We start from the raw sequence: 14,214 nt of genomic DNA, 5'->3' as shown, positions 1-14,214 counted from the left end.
ATACTAGGGGGAAATCGAGATGGCTATAGTTAGAGCTTTTAAGGCAATAAGACCAATTGAAGAATTAGCGTCAAAGATAGCTGCACTTCCTTATGATGTAATGAATAGCGATGAAGCAAGAGTAATGGTAAAGGATAATCCTTATTCATTTTTGCATGTAGATAGAGCTGAGATAGATTTAGATCCATCGATAGATATACATGATAAGAAGGTTTATGCAAAGGCAAGAGAAAATTTAGATAATAAAGTTATTAATAAAGAATACGTTCAAGATGAACATCCATGTCTGTATATTTATAGACAAATAATGAAAGGAAGATCTCAAACAGGATTAGTATTTTGTGCATCTATAGATGATTACATTAATAATAATATTAAGAAACATGAGTTTACTAGAGCTGATAAAGAGCAAGATAGAATAAATCATGTTGATTATTGTGATGCTAATACAGGACCTATATTTTTAACTTATAAAGAAGATGATGTAGCTTCGGAAGTTATAAAAGCATGGACAAAAAGAAGACCAGTATATGATTTTGTTTCAGAAGATGGAATAAGTCATATTGTTTGGGTTATAGATAATGAAATTATAGTAAATGAAGTAATTGAGTTGTTTAAGGATGTTAAGGCATTTTATATAGCTGATGGACATCATAGGTCAGCCTCAGCTGTAAAGGTTGGGCTTAAAAGAAGAGAAGCTAATCCAAATTTTACTGGAGAAGAAGAATTTAATTATTTTTTAGCAGTAGCATTTCCAGATAATGATTTAATGGTAATGGATTATAACAGAGTAGTTAAGGATTTAAATGGATTAACTAAAGCTGAACTTATAGATAAGCTTCAAGATAAGTTTATAGTAACAAAATCTAAAGATAATGAAGCTGTTAAGCCAAGTAAAAAACATACTTTTGGAATGTATGTAGAGGATAATTGGTATGTTTTAGAGGCTAGAGATGGCATATATAATGAAAATGATCCTATAGATTGTCTTGATGTTGCTATACTACAAAATAATGTGTTAACTCCTATTTTAGGAATAGAAGATGTAAGAACTTCTGATAGAATTGATTTTATTGGAGGAATTAGAGGTATTAAAGAACTTGAAAGAAGAGTTCATAAAGATATGAAGATAGCATTTTCTATGTATCCAACAGAAGTTTCAGATATAATGGATGTTGCGGATATAGGAGAGGTAATGCCACCTAAGTCAACATGGTTTGAGCCAAAACTTAGAAGTGGATTGTTTGTGCATAAATTAAGTTAGTTGCATCTTTCAAAGAAGTTCGACTAAGAGATAGGAAGAGCTAATAAAGAGGCAGAGAGAAGCAAAGATATAAAAGAAGAGAGCATAAAAGGGAGGAATCAAAGTCTTTGAGCAGATTTGAAAAACTCGGATTTATGCTCTTTTTTTATCAAAGATCTATGAAAAGTTTAATTATATGAGAATTATAAAATAATTTGACAAGGGACGTATGTTTGATAATGTTCTTCATAGGAGTACTATTTAAATAGGATGGATATATATATGAATGTAGAGAAGAAATATAAAAAAATTATAGAAATTGTGGAGCAAAGATTAACGTGTTCAGCACATAATTTAGATCACGTATTTAGAGTTTATAATCTTTGCTTATTACTTGCAGAATATGAGAAGAGCGTTGATTTAGAAATACTTATTCCATCAGCGTTATTACATGATATTGCCAGAGTAGAAGAGAGCCAAGATAAAACAGGAAAGATTGATCACGCAGTTTTAGGTAGTATGTTGGCAGCGGATATATTAAGAAATTTAGGTTATGAAGAAGAGAAAATAAAGAAAATCAAACATTGTATCATAACACATAGGTTCAGAACGGGAAATGAGCCTAAAACAATAGAAGCTAAAATACTTTTTGATTCAGATAAACTTGATGTTATAGGAGCAAGTGGAATTGCTCGTACTTTTATGTTAGCAGGACAATTTGGACAAAGGTTAATAGCAAATGAGTCTTTTAATGAATATCTTAAGGATAATACAGTTGAAAATGGAAGGTTGAAAGATGTTTCAAAACATACTCCTTTTATTGAGTACGAGATGAAATTTAAAAAGATTCCAGATAAATTGTATACGGATAAAGCAAGAGAAATAGGAAAAGAAAGACTAAAATTTATGGCTGAATATTTTAATAGATTAAGGTTAGAAATAGATGGTGTTAAGTGAGATTAATCCAAATTACTCTTATAAAGTATAATGTATAAAATTAGAGAGGGATAAAATGGGAATATGCTAAAAATCAATTTTCATAAATTAAATACAATAAAAGAAGATAAATTATTATTTGCTGTGATAATGGCAAAGTTTAATGGGCGGTGGATTTATGTAAAGCACAAGAAGAGACAGACTTGGGAAATACCTGGAGGTCATAGAGAACCAAATGAAAATATAGATGATACTGCTTCAAGAGAATTATTTGAAGAAACAGGAGCAACGGAGTTTAATCTTACTCCTGTATGCATATATTCAGTAGAAAGTGATCAAGCAGGAGATTATACTGAGTCCTTAGGTGCATTATTTTATTCAGGAGTGAAAGCGTTGGGTAAGTTGCCTGATTTTGAGATAAATGAAATTAAATTATTTGATGATATACCAAACGAATTAACTTATCCGTTAATTCAACCGTTTTTGCATAAGAAAGTATTAGAATTTATCAATAAAGTTTAATTGTATGTATTTTTGCAATAAGAATATGAGGGAAAATTGTTGTGGAAAGCATTTAGCAGAAACAGGATTTTATCAATATAATTATTATTTCATTACTTCTATAGTGTTGATTTTATCAATCTTTATTTTATAGGAACATTAGCTAAAAGGATAGCTGGGGGAGGCTATCCTTTTTTGTATAAATTATCAAGACAAGTTATTAAATAATTGAAGAAGGTTAATGTAATGATTGGCTTCCCTAAGGACATGATCTCCAAGAAGAGGGACAATTATTGATTTAATTTTGCAGCCCAAAAGTCCTTCAGTTCCTTGAGTTTTAAAATCTCTTAATTTAATTGTTTCATCTAAGGTAGTATTTGTTAAATCAGATAGTGTTGATGAAATATTATCAGCTGTGGACGATTCTTCTCGTAAGGTTTCGAATTCTTGTCCAAAGTTATTTGCTATATCAAATAATTCTGCTTCTGTAGGATCTAGTAATCCTCTAATGAAATAAGAATGCTCTGACATTATCCTGTTCCAAAAAGTTTCTTGTTCAAGTATATCTTTATCATTCTCCGCACTAATAGAAATTCCCGATTGTAGTTTTGTTAATGTTTCTCTAAAAAGTATTGCCTCCCTAAGTATGTGATCTATTAATAGTGGATAAGCTGTGGTGAATATCTTGCAGGATAAAACATTATCTCTAAGATCGGTTTTAAATTTAATGAGCATGCTTGTCAATTCTATAGAATACTGATTTAATCTGGAAACATAGTCTGTTAACATTGCAATATTATTATTGCTATTATTATTTGTATTAGCAGATAAAGAATTTTCCATAGAAGTTATGTTTGAGTCTATATAAATACCGCTAACAGATTGTGTTGCTCTTTCAGCATCCATTGTATATTTAGTTACTATTTCATTAGAGTTTAATACTCTAGCTGGTATTACACCGTTAGATATGGATATTGCATTTGTAAGAAGGTTAGTAAATTGATTTTTAAAATAATCAGCTTGAGCAATTAGGTTTTGATCTTTTATTGAGAATGCTGCTTCTAGAAAGATAGAATGTTCTTTCATTATTCTTAGAAAGAATAAATTTGTTTCTAGTGATTGATTAATGAATTCTTGATTTGAAATCATTATGTTCTCCCGATATTATTATTATTTTAACAATATATAATATATTCAGAGTAATAAATTAAGTGAATCTAATTAGAGTTAAATAGAAAAGAGGTGAAGATCTGATGAATCTTCACCTAATATATCTTTATTATTATTTATTAGAAAGTGTAATTAAAACTATTTCAGATCTGCTTCCAGTTCTAATAGGAGGTCCCCATAGACCATATCCTGAAGAAACTACAAGGTTTGTATTGCCAAATTTACCATATCCATAATCTAAAGGGAAAATGGCATGTGTAATTAAATTTCCAGGGATAATCTGACCTTTATGTGTATGGCCTGAAACTTGAAGATCAATATTATCTCCTTCAGCTTCTTTTATATTTTGAGGATTATGATCTATAAGGATACTAAATTTATTGTTATCTATATTTGAAGACATATTATCTAAAGGTGGTCTTTTAGTACCTAGACGATCAGCAGTAACATCATCTCTACCTAAGATATAGAATTCATCATTTATTAAGGTTGATTCGTTTCTCAAAATATGAATACCTTGTTCAGTTAAGAGAGTACATAACTCATCAACTTTTCCTGTATAAAAATCATGATTTCCTGTAGCAAAGTAAGTCCCATAAGTACTTTTTATATCTTTAAGATGACTAAACATATTATCTTCAATAATAGGATCTAAGTTACCATCTACAAGATCTCCAGCTATTATCACTACATCAGCGCCTAATTTGTTTAATTCACTTTTCAATAGGTCTATTCTATTGTTTCCTCTGAAATATCCTAAGTGAAGGTCGGATACTAAAGCAATTTTTAATTTACCATCCTTAAGTTGTTTGTCAGTACTTATAGTATATTCTTTTACGTAAGGTGAATTAGCTAAAAAGGTACCAATTCCTACTATTAAAGTAGTTATTAATAATGATATCATGTAAAAGTCTAACTTGTTGTTTTTTGGCTTTAATAATTTTGTTAGAATAAAAGCTATAGGAAATAGCATTAAAATATAAGCAAAAAAAGCAAGATAGTAGGAACTTATAAAAGCTAAAACCTTGTTTAATATACTAGGAAGATTATAGGTTGCAGTTTCGTATATTATAAAAGAAGAAGAAATAAAGGCAAATATGCACCAATATACAATCTTATTTAATTTGTTTACCTTATTAATAGATTTATAAATTCTGTTGCCAACTAAGAAACTTAGTAAGAAATATAATATAGAGATTATAATAAATGCAAGCATAATATCCCTCCTAGGTTATAATGTTTTAGTATGTATAACAAAGGCGTTAATTCATACATAATGATGAGTTAACGCTTTCTAAGTTACATAGATAAAACTATCTCTTTTAGTAATGCAGTGGAGTTTTTAACAGCGATTGGAGTGAATTTTTCAAAATCCATATGCGCTCCATTATTAGCATTATCAGAAATTGATCTTATTATAACAAAAGGTATATTATTTAGATAACATACATGGGCAATGCTTGCTCCTTCCATTTCACATGATAGGGCAGAAAATTCCTTTTCAAGCCATTGAATTTTTTCTATGCTTGCTACGAATTCATCTCCTGATACAATTCTTCCGACAAATGTGTTTATGTCTTTAATTGATTTGCAAGCTTTTCTAGCTAATTCAACTAATTCTGTATCACATTTAAAATCAAAAGTATCCATTCTTGGAATTTGACCATGTGGATCACCAAAGGCTGTAGTGTCCATATCATGTTCCACTAAGTTGTCAGCGATAACTATGTCTCCTGGATATATCTCTTTTCCGATTCCTCCAGCAACACCAACGTTTATCACTTTATCAACCTTATATTCTGAAGCAAGAATTTGTGTACAGATTGCTGCGTTAACTTTACCTATACCACAAACTACAGCAACTACATCTTTACCCCATAACTTTCCTTTGTTAAAAGTCATGTTAGCTTTAACTTTTTTTACTTCAAGAGACATATCTTGAAGTAAAATTTCTAACTCTTCGCTCATAGCGGCTATTATTCCTAAAGTCATATTTTATAAACCTCCAAAAAAATTAGGCTAACTTTATGTAGCCTAAAAAATAATGTTTCCAATAAGTATAGTGTATCAAATTTACTTAAGAAATACTATTCCATTTCTTTAAATATAAATATTTTCTTATTTGGATCTAAAGTACTTTCAAAATGTTCTTCATAAGTTAGTTCAAATTTCTTTTTTAATAAAATAATAATAGGTATGCTTATTAAAGTAGATATTATAGCATTTATAATCAATCCAGTAAGGCTAGATGGAACAAAGGCTATTAATGCAAGGACATTATTAGCAAAGTGTCCTGAAATGGTAAGAAATATAGATTTTGTTCTATAATATACATAACCTAAAAACAATCCAAGTAAAAATGCATTTATACCTTGTTGCAGATTTAAATGTGCAAAGGCAAAAAGGAATGCGGAAATAGGTAAAGCTATTTTAGGAGAATATTTTTTTAATAATCCTCCGAGAATTATTCCTCTAAAAACTACTTCTTCAACTATAGGTGCATAAAAGCATGCGCTACTTATTAAATAAAAATAGTTATTTTCAAAGATACTTGATGCCTCGCTCAAAATCTCGCTTTCAGGTAATAATGATACTAAAGGATATAAATATGCATCGAATAGCAACCTTAAGACAAGTATTGATAGGGCCATAAATATAAGTGATTTTTTACTAACTTTTTTATATGTGTTCTTTTCCCACTTAAGTTTACCAAAGGTATTGGACATTATAAAAATGAAAAGTGGAATGGAAAGAAGCTCGATGATGGCTATAAGGGTATAGTTGTCAGTAGCAAAATCATATCCAAATATCTTTGAGGCATAGATAGTAAAGAATAGGGATAGCAATTGCATTATACACAGTGCACCAAGACCTTTCCAAAAACCTACTTTAAAATTGAAACTCTCATTTTCTATATTAACTAGTGGATTTATAATAAAATTTAATATTTTTTTCAAAGAATAACCTCCCTAATTTTGCAACTTAATTTTAATTATATACAAAACATAGAGTATTTGTATATAATTTTATGATTAGAACTCTTGTTTTAAGAAAAAATATAAAATAAAATATATAGGAAAGAAGGTGCTTAATATATGAGTATGTTACAACATTCCTTATCTAGAACAGAGTTATTAGTAGGAAGAGAAGGTTTAGATAAATTAAAAAATAGTAAAGTAGTAGTATTTGGTGTTGGTGGAGTAGGTAGTTTTACAGTAGAAGCACTAACTAGAGCTGGAGTTGGTGAGCTTATATTGATTGATGATGATACTGTTTGTTTGACTAATTTAAACAGACAGATTCATGCTACATATGATACTATAAGCAAAGTAAAAGTAGAAGTTATGAAAGAAAGAATTCTTTCAATAAATAGAAAGTGCATTGTCACAACTCATCAAGTATTTGTAGATAAAGATAATATACCTGATCTTATACCAGATGACACAGATTATGTTGTAGATGCCATTGATACAGTTTCAGCTAAAATTGCATTAGTAGAGTATTGTAATGAAAAGAATATCAGAATAATGAGCTCTATGGGAACAGGAAATAAATTCGATCCAACTCAATTTAAAGTTGCAGATATATATGATACTAAAATCTGTCCGTTAGCAAAAGTTATGAGGCGTGAGCTGAAAAAGAGAGGTATAAAACAACTAAAGGTAGTATATTCGGAAGAAATTCCTACAAAGCCAAGAGTTGAAGATGTAGTTACATGTAAAACAGGTTGTGTGTGTACTGGAGGTACTAAGAAATGTGCAGCTAAGAGACAGATACCAGGAAGTATTTCATTCGTACCACCTGTTGCAGGTATGATTATTGGGGGAGAAGTAATAAAGGATATAATAGGTATAAATTAGGATAAATAATTTAAAGTATATTCTAGTATGGTAATATTCTTCACCATATATATGGTAATATTCTTAAGAATATGCTGATAAAATGCCAGTAGAGAATGGTTAGTTAATTGAGAATTGAGGATAAAAGACGTAAGATTTTTTCAAAAAGTCTTACGTCTTTAGAAATTCTGAAAGATTTTAATCCACCATTCTCAATTTTTAACTTTAATTTCTAAATTGCTAAGATCTCCACTGTTCCTCTAGAAATCTTAATAACGCTGGATTAGCATTTAATGACTTACATAAAGCTTTATATTCTTCTAATTTATTAGGTTGTTCTTTAGTCAATTTTTGTGCTCTTATCATAAGGTTTTTTGGCGTTTCAAGAGGCGAAATATATTCTACAATAGAAACATTATAACCTTTAGATTCAAGCATAAGACCACGCATTCCATCAGTTAATGCATCGGCTATTCTTGCTTTTAAGATTCCATATTTAGTTATAGATTTGAATGGATCGTAATTATACTGACTTAATAGTTCACGATGGCAACAAGGGACAGCAATGATAAGGTCAGATTTTACTTTTATACCAAGGGCAAGAGCCATATCAGTAGCTGTATCACAAGCATGTAATGACATAACCATATTTATTTTTCTATTTGGCTTGTAGTCTTTAATGTCTATAGCTGCAAATTCCATGTTTCTGTATCCAAGTTCATTAGCAATAGATCTAGATGCTTTTATTACATTTTCAGAAATATCAAGACCTATAAAGTTACATTTGATTTTTTTTACTTCTGTTAAATAATAATTTAAAACAAAAGTTAAATAAGATTTTCCACAACCGCAATCTAAGATAGTTATTGTTTCATCTTTTGGTAAAGTATCTAATTCTTTTTCAATAAGTTCAACATAATGGTCAATCTGATTATATTTTCTAATCTTATCGTTTAATATCTTACCATCTTTACTCATTATTCCTATTGCTTTAAGAAGAGGATTAGCTTTTCCGACCTTAATTAAATAATTTCTATTTAATAATGTAGATGTATTTTCATGATTATCAGTTTCTTCGATACTTTCTTCTTCTTTAGTTGTCATTTTAACATTTTTATTATCAGCAGTTATTGTAATAATAGTACCTCTTTCAGAGTAGGTTAATGTTAAAGACTCGTATTTTTCAGCTTCCTCACATATATTAGCAAGTAAATTTTCCATAGTGAGGGATGAACTTATTCCGTTAAAGTTGAATGTTATATTGTTATTATAATATGTCCCTATTCCTTTAAATTTCTTTAGACCAGCAATATATACAATGCTAATACTTTTAAATAAATCATTATTTTCAATAAATCTATTCTGTAGTCCTAAAAAGAAGAAATTCAATTTAGATATATTTTGCTTATTCAAATTATCACCTATCCTTTATAAAAAAGTTGCTATAAACTAATATAAGCATAATAGAATTAAATATCAATAGTAATCATAGTATTGCTGAATTATAAAAAAATAATATATAATGATAATTATAAGATGTAAGTGGTGGGAGATGACTTTATGTTGCAAGAACAAGGTGTAACTATTGTAAGAAGTTCCGATAATGCAAAAGATTATGTAATAAGAGATAAAAATAAAATTAATATTGGTAGATTTACAATTGTAGATTTAGATGAAGAGAATAAAAAATGTAGCATTAAGTTAAAATTTTATAGAAATGATGATTATGAATTGTTGAAAGAAACTTTAAGTTTGATATTGAAAGCTACGTTTAAAGATATAAATATAAATAAGGTTAATGTTTACACAGTAGATACTATATCACTATCATCTTTTTTAGATTTAGGGTTTATTCTTGAAGGAATATTTTTTGACAATATATATTCTCAAGGGATCTATCGGAATGAGATATCTATGGGGATTTCAAGAGATGATTATAATGTAGGAGTTAGAAATAACTTAGTAGAATTATATTCTGATAATATTATGATAAAACTACTAACACCTGAAGATTCTGAAGCACTATTAAAGTATTATCTAGATAATAAAGAACATTTAAGGGCTTTTGAACCTATGAGAGATAATAGTTTTTATACTATAGAAGTGCAGAAAAATATATTAAGTCAGAGTTATAGACAATTTCTAAATGGGACGGCTGTAGATTTTGGGATTTATAAGGACGATAGGTTTATTGGGAAGTTAAAAATTTCAAATATAGTTAATGGGATATTTAAAAGCGCAACAATAGGGTATTCTATAGATAAGGATGAACAAGGGAAGGGATACATGAAGGAAACTGTTAATTTAGCAATAAATTATGCTTTTGAAGAGTTGCAACTTCATAGATTAGAAGCATCTGCGTTAGTAGAAAACAAAAAATCACAGAATGTATTATTAGGATGTGGCTTCAAGGAATTAGGAGTAAATGAACAGTATCTCTTTATAAATGGAAAATGGAGAGATCATATAACTTATTATATTACTAATAAACGTATGAAGGGGATGGCGTAATGAGTATAAAACTTAAACATGATGAAGTCGTTTCTAAAGTTTTTAATAATAACATTATATTGGTAAATTCAGATCATAAGGAAAAGATTCTTTTTGCTAAGGGAATTGGTTTTGGGAAGAAACATGGGCAGACTATATGTAAAGGAACTGAAGTTGATAAGATATTTACTATAGAAGATACTGAAAATAGAGCTAATTTTAATAATATAATTGACAAAGTTCATAAAGATTTCTTTGCAGTTTGTGAAGAAGCAATATATGAAGTCTCTAAGCAAATAAATAAGGAATTAAACGAAAGTATTCATATAGGCCTTATTGATCACTTGTCCTTTGCCATTAAGAGAATGAAGAGCAAAGAGATAATTGAAAATCCCTTTTTAGTTGAAATAGAAACACTGTATCCAAAAGAGTTTACCCTTGCAAGGATGGTAGCTGATAAAGTGGCTAACTTTGCAAAAGTGGATATGCCAGATGATGAAATTGGATTTATAGCACTACATATACATTCGGCTATAAATAACGGAAGTATATCTAATACGCTTAAAAATAATTATTTAGGCAGCACCATAGTTGAACATGTTGAGGATAGGTTAAATATAGAAATAGATAGGAAGTCTTTGGATTATGCTAGATTTTTGACTCATATTAAATTTGCAGTACAAAGAATATTAGAAAATAAGAATGTTGATAACCAGTTAGGAGAAATTATAAAAAATACATATAAAGAATCTTATGAAATAGCAAAAGAAGTTGCAGAAATAATAGGCAAAGAGCTAAAGGTACATGTTAAGGATGATGAAGTGACTTTCTTAACAATTCACATTGAAAGATTTAGAATTTCTTTAAATCAATAAAAAAAATGTCGATTAAACCTTTACAAAGCGAAAATCATGTGGTATTATGTAAACATAATCAAATAATTAAGGTGTAACTGGTAATGCAGGCAAGACTTTATATAACGAAATGTGTTTTTGCATATTTAAAAATATGCAGGGCATAATAAGTTATTATTAAAGTCTTTTTTTGTTACTCAATTTTAGTATATAAGCTGGCCAGCTTAATATAAAGAATACCTTATTAAAAATTTTTATTAATCTATATAAAGATTTGGAGGAATTATCAATGCTTAAATATTTACAAAGAATAGGTAAAGCAATTATGCTACCAATAGCAGCTTTACCAATAGCAGGTATATTACTAGGAATAGGTGGAGCACTACTTGGAATTGCAAAATTAGACAATCCACCAGCAGTATATGAACCACTTATAGCTTTCGTTAACATATCAGCAGTTACAGCAATATTAACTGTAATGAATGATATCGGTAACATTATTTTTGGAAATCTTCCAGTATTGTTTGCAGTAGGTGTTGCAGTAGGCTTAGCTAAGAAAGATAAAGGTACAGCAGCGCTAGCAGCAGTATTCGGTTTCGTAGTAATGAATCAAGTTATTTCAACATTACTTGGATTAGGTGTAACTCAACTTGGAGTTTTAACTGCAAGTAACATTACTGATCCAGATAAGGCAGCGTATGCGACTTATGTTACAAAGAGTCTCGGAATATTTACATTAAATATGTCAGTTTTTGGTGGTATTATAACAGGTATAATTACAGCGATATTACATGACAGATTCCACACAATTCAATTACCACAAGTTATTGGATTCTTCTCAGGAGCTAGATTCGTACCAATAATAACATCTATTACTATGGCAATAGTTGGAGGGATATTAGCTTTTGCATGGCCAGTAATTCAAGGTGGTATTGCAGGAGTAGCTAATTTAGTTAGAGAAGCAGGTCCTGTTGGAACATTCTTCTACGGTATTATAGAAAGAGCATTAATTCCATTTGGATTACATCATGTATTCTATACCCCATTCTGGTTTAGTTCATTTGTTGAAGGTAAGGTATTAGTTAATGGTGCATGGCAAACAGTTGCTGGTGCTAACACTGCTTACTTTACTCAATTATCAAGCATGGGAGATCTAGTTGGAGCATCTTCTGATACTATGGCAACTATAGTTAGTGGAACAACAAGATTTATGGCAGGTAAGTTCCCATTCATGATGTTTGGGCTACCAGCAGCAGCTTTAGCAATGTATAGAACAGCTAAACCAAGCAAAAAGAAGGTAGTAGGATCATTATTAATATCAGCAGCTGTTACAGCAATGCTTACAGGTATTACTGAACCAATCGAATTTACATTCTTATTCGTTGCTCCAGTATTATACGGAGTTCACTGTATATTAGCTGGTTTATCATTCATGTTAATGGATTTACTAAATGTATTCGTAGGTATGACTTTCTCTGGAGGTTTAATTGACTTCTCATTATTTGGATTACTTCCAGCAGGAGCTGGAGTGCCAACAAACTGGTATATGATTATATTAGTTGGTTTAGCATATGCAGTAGTTTATTATTTCTTATTCCTATTCATGATTAAGAAATTTAACTTAAAGACTCCAGGTAGAGAAGAAGATGAAGAAGAAACAAAACTTTATTCAAAGGCTGATTATCAAGCAGCAAAAGGTCTTAATAAGGCTGATGAAGTAAGTAGTTCAAAAGGTGGTTCAAATGAAATAGTTGAAAAAGCACCTTTAGTACTAGCAGCATTTGGCGGAGCTGAGAATATAGTAAGTGTTGATGCTTGTATAACAAGACTTAGAATTGAAGTTGTAGATAAGTCTAAAGTTAATAAGGATGAATTAAAGAAATTAGGTGCTTCAGGAGTAGTTGAAGTAGGTAATGGAATGCAAGCTATATTTGGAGTTAAGGCAGATAGATATAAGAACGAAATCAATTCAATATTAGGAATTGAATAATTTAAGCTTAATATATAAATCATAATAATGCAGAAAACCAAGGTAGGTTAAAACTCACCTTGGTTTTCTGTATTATTTATATAATTTTGATTAAAGAAAAAAGCTTCCTAATTTAAAATAGGAAAGCTTTTTTATTATTTTATAAAGTATATTTAACTATTGTTGTTTCTCCTGCAACTGAATCTATGTTTTCTATAGGCTCAATTGAAGTTACAATATCTGGATTAGTTATTAACACAGGAGTCATTAATGAGAAGCCTTTGCTTTTAATGAATTCTCTATCTATTTTGATTATTGGAGTTCCTGCTTTAACTTTAGTTCCTTGTTCGGCAAGTTGTTCGAAACCTTCACCATTTAAGGAAACTGTATCAACACCTATGTGAACTAGAAGTTCAATTCCATTATCAAGAGTTAACGCAAAAGCATGTTTTGTATTAAAAACTAAACTTAACTCACCATCAGCTGGTGCGACAACTAGATCACCTGTTGGATCAATAGCAACTCCATCTCCTGCCATTTTTTGTGCAAAAACAGGGTCTGGTACTTCTGATAAAGGAATAACCTTACCACTTACTGCTGCTACTAATTCTGGTCCTTTTTTTACTTCATTATTTTTTTTCTTAAAAAATCCAAACATATGCTTATCCTGAATAACAGGATTATTCACATCCTTTCATTATTATTACTGTACTTTTCAATGTTATAGAAAGTTCACCAAAAAATAAAAAAAGGCATAAATTTTTATACAAAATTCATGCCTGATTTAACAGTTACACATCTATAACATTATTATATTATTCAGAAAATTGTGTGTCAACTAAATTGTAAAAATAAAGTGTATTAATTGATATGTAGTTAGAAACCTGTATTCTACATAAAAACTCCCCCTAGTGTATCTGCATGTAAGAGAGTGAGAAATTAAAAGAAAAGTGGGGGATTAAGATAGTTAAATTATAAATCTGAAGTGTTTAGTCAAATTTGCATGTGTATATGGATGATAAGATAAGTCATGTCGCTAAGGCAACTTGGTAAACATGATTAGATTCATAAAAAATAATGTTGACAAATGTTGAAAAAAGTGATAAGATGAGAAAGTCGCTTAAGGGCGATAAAGAAAATGGTCTTTGAAAATTGAACAGATATAAATAAGTTAAAAACCAGCAATTCTTTTAGAGTAAGTTTTTTGAGTAG

At 29.6% G+C, this 14,214-nt stretch carries 13 protein-coding genes; 7 read left to right on the top strand and 6 right to left on the bottom strand.

The window, feature by feature from the left end; all coding sequences use genetic code 11:
• Window positions 1–19 precede the first annotated feature (19 nt).
• From H9661_RS14285 to H9661_RS14275, 3 genes are all read left to right on the top strand, one after another.
• Window positions 20–1,264, top strand: coding sequence for a DUF1015 domain-containing protein (locus H9661_RS14285; RefSeq protein ID WP_191769515.1), 1,245 nt, complete (start codon window positions 20–22; stop codon window positions 1,262–1,264).
• A 261-nt stretch (window positions 1,265–1,525) separates the two neighbouring features.
• Window positions 1,526–2,200: an HD domain-containing protein gene (locus tag H9661_RS14280; RefSeq protein ID WP_143318109.1), complete on the top strand. Its 675-nt coding sequence runs from the start codon at window positions 1,526–1,528 to the stop codon at window positions 2,198–2,200.
• Window positions 2,201–2,263: 63 nt separating this feature from the next.
• Complete coding sequence (locus tag H9661_RS14275; RefSeq protein WP_143318110.1) at window positions 2,264–2,701, top strand: NUDIX hydrolase; 438 nt, start codon at window positions 2,264–2,266, stop codon at window positions 2,699–2,701.
• Between the two features lie 186 nt (window positions 2,702–2,887).
• Here the strand turns inward: H9661_RS14275 and H9661_RS14270 are convergent, their stop codons facing one another.
• From H9661_RS14270 to H9661_RS14255, 4 genes are all read right to left on the bottom strand, one after another.
• On the bottom strand, window positions 2,888–3,829 hold the full coding sequence (locus H9661_RS14270; protein ID WP_191769513.1) for a DUF2935 domain-containing protein: 942 nt from the start codon (window positions 3,827–3,829) through the stop codon (window positions 2,888–2,890).
• A gap of 133 nt (window positions 3,830–3,962) precedes the next feature.
• Window positions 3,963–5,066, bottom strand: coding sequence for a metallophosphoesterase (locus H9661_RS14265; RefSeq protein ID WP_143318112.1), 1,104 nt, complete (start codon window positions 5,064–5,066; stop codon window positions 3,963–3,965).
• An 83-nt stretch (window positions 5,067–5,149) separates the two neighbouring features.
• Window positions 5,150–5,842 (bottom strand): 5'-methylthioadenosine/adenosylhomocysteine nucleosidase, encoded by a 693-nt coding sequence (locus tag H9661_RS14260; RefSeq protein ID WP_191769511.1) that lies wholly within the window; start codon window positions 5,840–5,842, stop codon window positions 5,150–5,152.
• Between the two features lie 95 nt (window positions 5,843–5,937).
• Window positions 5,938–6,807, bottom strand: coding sequence for a CPBP family intramembrane glutamic endopeptidase (locus tag H9661_RS14255; protein ID WP_191769508.1), 870 nt, complete (start codon window positions 6,805–6,807; stop codon window positions 5,938–5,940).
• Window positions 6,808–6,951: 144 nt separating this feature from the next.
• Between H9661_RS14255 and H9661_RS14250 the strand changes: the two genes are divergently transcribed.
• Complete coding sequence (locus H9661_RS14250; RefSeq protein WP_143318123.1) at window positions 6,952–7,710, top strand: tRNA threonylcarbamoyladenosine dehydratase; 759 nt, start codon at window positions 6,952–6,954, stop codon at window positions 7,708–7,710.
• 219 nt (window positions 7,711–7,929) lie between these two features.
• Here H9661_RS14250 and H9661_RS14245 read toward each other — a convergent pair whose 3' ends face one another.
• Complete coding sequence (locus tag H9661_RS14245) at window positions 7,930–9,102, bottom strand: class I SAM-dependent methyltransferase (protein ID WP_191769506.1); 1,173 nt, start codon at window positions 9,100–9,102, stop codon at window positions 7,930–7,932.
• A gap of 147 nt (window positions 9,103–9,249) precedes the next feature.
• Here H9661_RS14245 and H9661_RS14240 point away from each other — a divergent pair, with 147 nt between their 5' ends.
• The 3 genes from H9661_RS14240 to H9661_RS14230 all read left to right on the top strand — a co-directional run bounded on the left by H9661_RS14240 (window position 9,250) and on the right by H9661_RS14230 (window position 13,023).
• Entirely contained in the window at window positions 9,250–10,200 is a 951-nt protein-coding gene (locus H9661_RS14240; RefSeq protein ID WP_143318116.1) for a GNAT family N-acetyltransferase, read from the top strand.
• Window positions 10,200–11,054 (top strand): glucose PTS transporter transcription antiterminator GlcT, encoded by an 855-nt coding sequence (gene glcT, locus H9661_RS14235; protein ID WP_143318117.1) that lies wholly within the window; start codon window positions 10,200–10,202, stop codon window positions 11,052–11,054. The genes H9661_RS14240 and glcT overlap by 1 nt, the downstream gene beginning before the upstream one ends.
• A gap of 268 nt (window positions 11,055–11,322) precedes the next feature.
• Window positions 11,323–13,023 carry a PTS transporter subunit EIIC gene (locus H9661_RS14230; RefSeq protein WP_191769504.1) on the top strand — a complete coding sequence of 567 codons (1,701 nt, stop codon included), beginning with the start codon at window positions 11,323–11,325 and terminating at the stop codon, window positions 13,021–13,023.
• A 139-nt stretch (window positions 13,024–13,162) separates the two neighbouring features.
• Here H9661_RS14230 and H9661_RS14225 read toward each other — a convergent pair whose 3' ends face one another.
• Window positions 13,163–13,660, bottom strand: a complete 498-nt coding sequence (locus H9661_RS14225; RefSeq protein ID WP_143318119.1) for a PTS sugar transporter subunit IIA — start codon at window positions 13,658–13,660, stop codon at window positions 13,163–13,165.
• Window positions 13,661–14,214: the final 554 nt, after the last annotated feature.

Origin of the sequence: Clostridium cibarium, from assembly GCF_014836335.1 — a bacterium.
Taxonomy (GTDB): Bacteria; Bacillota; Clostridia; order Clostridiales; family Clostridiaceae; genus Clostridium; species Clostridium cibarium.
Note: the sequence above shows the minus strand (reverse complement) of the source record. Positions and strands in the feature narration are given on the sequence as shown.